We start from the raw sequence: 2377 nt of genomic DNA, 5'->3' as shown, positions 1-2377 counted from the left end.
TCGCTGGCGGCCAAGTGCATTACGATGGTGCCATGAAGCATTTCATTTCACGTTGGTTGGTACTGACCATCGCGGCGGGCATCATGGTGGCGCTGCTGCCCGGCATGCGTGCGATCGGTGATCCGCCGATTCTCGGCATTGGCGCGTTCGCGTTGTTCCTCGCGTTGATCAACGCGTCGATCAAACCGATCGTACACATCATCGCGCTGCCGCTGTCGGTGCTGTCGTTCGGGCTGATAGCCCTGATCATCAATTGGCTGTTCATGAGACTGGCCTCATGGCTGGCCTTGAGCATGTTCGACGTCGGCGTGGCCATCGATGGATTCGTATGGTCGGTGCTCGGCTCGCTGATCATGACGATCGTCTCCGGCATCGTTGGCGCCGTTCTTGAGGATTGATGGATTCCATGGCGCTGTATTCGTATAAGACGGAATGACATGAATGTGGAAGAAGCCATGGCGCTTGCCAAGCAGGAATACCCCAATATGATTGTCTCCGGCATCGGCGATGTCGGAGATGCGAATCATTGATTTTGGTTGTGAGGCTTTGACCAGTGGACATCCAGTGGGCGATCCAAGCGTCGCAGTTGAGAAGGCGTCAGGTGTCTTGCATAGCCTTATTCTGGAGACGCGGGGATTTTGGCACTATATGACCGGTGCCAAGAAAGTGCCTATTCCTCGGATATGAAAAACATCGCATGCTAAGGTGCGGGCTCGCCATTTTTGGAAGTTTTACGTGACAACATTTTTTGGGAATAGTGTGACTTCTGCAATTTCGGTAGCTGATTGGGGATTAGCGAAAACCGTTGGAAATACAAGAAAAGCCGCTGTTTCCAGCGGCTTTCCGATAGTGGAGATGCGGGGAATTGAACCCCGGTCCGATAACCGAACCCTCAGTCTTCTACGTGCGTAGTCTGCTGGCCGTGCGGCGGTTTTTCTGCCCCCATCGATATCGCAGACAACTGATGGCGAGCATATCTACAGGTAAAGTCCCTTGCCGGCCCTGTGGCTCAGCCGACAAAGCAAGTCTTCTTAACGACGCTCAACATCCTCCCAAAGACGAGAAGGAGTGAACGGAGCGGCTGCTCACTGGTTAATCCTGGCGCGAAGCTCAGGCAGCGAGAGCGAACTCAGTGCGGTTAGATTTAGCACTTATTCTTTTGTAGGGGTCATCCACGAGCGGACCCTACGTTCTCGGCACGCTTCCCTGCGACGAACAGGTTACCGTCGAAACCGATCATCCCCAATCTTGAGTTATCAAGCAAAGTCCGATATTCAATCGGACTTTTCAGTATACCGCGAGATGAAGATAAACGCAAATCAGACGTTCTTCGCAAAGGATGCATTATGACGGAGATTTGGTTCATTGGATTCCCCGATGATGTGGCTGTGTGGGCCGTGTTGATGGTCACTTGCCGGCTTGGGCAAGGTAATCGGGCATGTGGTCGGGGTATTCCGGCCATGCTCCATGCTGCGTGCACACATAGGCGGCGGTGTTGACGGCCTTGCGGTGGGCGTCGGCCAGAGAATCTCCCAGCAGCGTGCGTGCGGTGAAGGTTCCGGAGAAGGAATCGCCCGCGCCGACGGTGTCCACCACTTCGACGCGAGGGGTGTTGACCGTGGAGGTTTCGCCGGATTTCGTCATGATGGTGGAGAAGGCGCTTCCGGCGGTCAGGATCACCGTGTCGAGATGGAAACGGTCGAGGAACCAGCGGCAGGCCTCTTCGCTGCTGGTGCCGCGGATGTCGAACATGTCGCGGAGCAGCAGCAGTTCCTCGTCGTTGATTTTGAACACGGTGGTCAGTCCGAGCAGTTCCTCGATGAGGTCCTTGGAATAATGGTCGCCGCGCAGGTTGATGTCGAAGAACTTCATGGCGTTCGGCTTGGCGTGCTTCAGAAGTTCGACGATGGTGTCGTGGCTTTCGGGCGAACGCAAGGCGAGGGTGCCGAAGCAGATCGCATCGGCCTGTTCGACCACTTCGATGAGCTGGCGGGTATAGGCGATGTGGTCCCAGGCCACGCCTTTGACGATGGTGTATTCGGGGATGCCGTTCCGCAGGGTCACTTCGACGGTGCTGGTCGGCCATGCGTTGCGCTGGATCACCGTGTGGATGCCGGCTTTTTCGGCTTCGGCCAGCAGCTCGTCACCGAGCGCATCCTCGCCGATCGCGCTTGCCGCATAGCCTTCCGCGCCGTTCATCATCGCGTGGTATGCGAAATTGACGGGTGCCCCACCTGCGCGCTTGCCGCTGGGAAGCATGTCCCACAGGATTTCACCGAGAGAAAGAACGATGGGCTTGGTCATGAGGTTCCTTTCGTGCGGTACTTCGTTGTCGATGTTCATCGTTGAATCTGAACTTGATTAATAGATTAACATC

2 protein-coding genes and 1 other RNA gene are annotated in these 2377 nt (G+C 55.8%); 1 reads left to right on the top strand and 2 read right to left on the bottom strand.

The genetic code is table 11. The features are described from left to right. Nucleotides 1-32: 32 nt before the first annotated feature. Nucleotides 33-398, top strand: a complete 366-nt coding sequence (locus B3C64_RS02500; protein WP_291533533.1) for a phage holin family protein — start codon at nt 33-35, stop codon at nt 396-398. Nucleotides 399-847: 449 nt separating this feature from the next. Here B3C64_RS02500 and ssrA read toward each other — a convergent pair. Continuing rightward, nucleotides 848-1244, bottom strand: a transfer-messenger RNA (tmRNA) gene (gene ssrA, locus B3C64_RS02495). Nucleotides 1245-1407: 163 nt separating this feature from the next. Next, nucleotides 1408-2304, bottom strand: coding sequence for a carbohydrate kinase family protein (locus B3C64_RS02490; RefSeq protein WP_291533499.1), 897 nt, complete (start codon nt 2302-2304; stop codon nt 1408-1410). Between the last annotated feature and the right edge of the window lie 73 nt (nt 2305-2377).

The sequence above is a fragment of the Bifidobacterium sp. UBA6881 genome (assembly GCA_002451435.1).
In the GTDB taxonomy this organism is placed as follows: domain Bacteria; phylum Actinomycetota; class Actinomycetes; order Actinomycetales; family Bifidobacteriaceae; genus Bifidobacterium.
The sequence above is the reverse complement of the archived record's forward strand: the minus strand, read 5'-3'. Positions and strand labels throughout refer to the sequence as shown.

Bases quoted from the DNA above. Each gene is read 5' to 3' on its own strand.
- B3C64_RS02500 (WP_291533533.1), top strand. From the start codon at position 33: ATGAAGCATTTCATTTCACGTTGGTTGGTACTGACCATCGCGGCGGGC.
- B3C64_RS02490 (WP_291533499.1), bottom strand. From the start codon at position 2,304: ATGACCAAGCCCATCGTTCTTTCTCTCGGTGAAATCCTGTGGGACATG.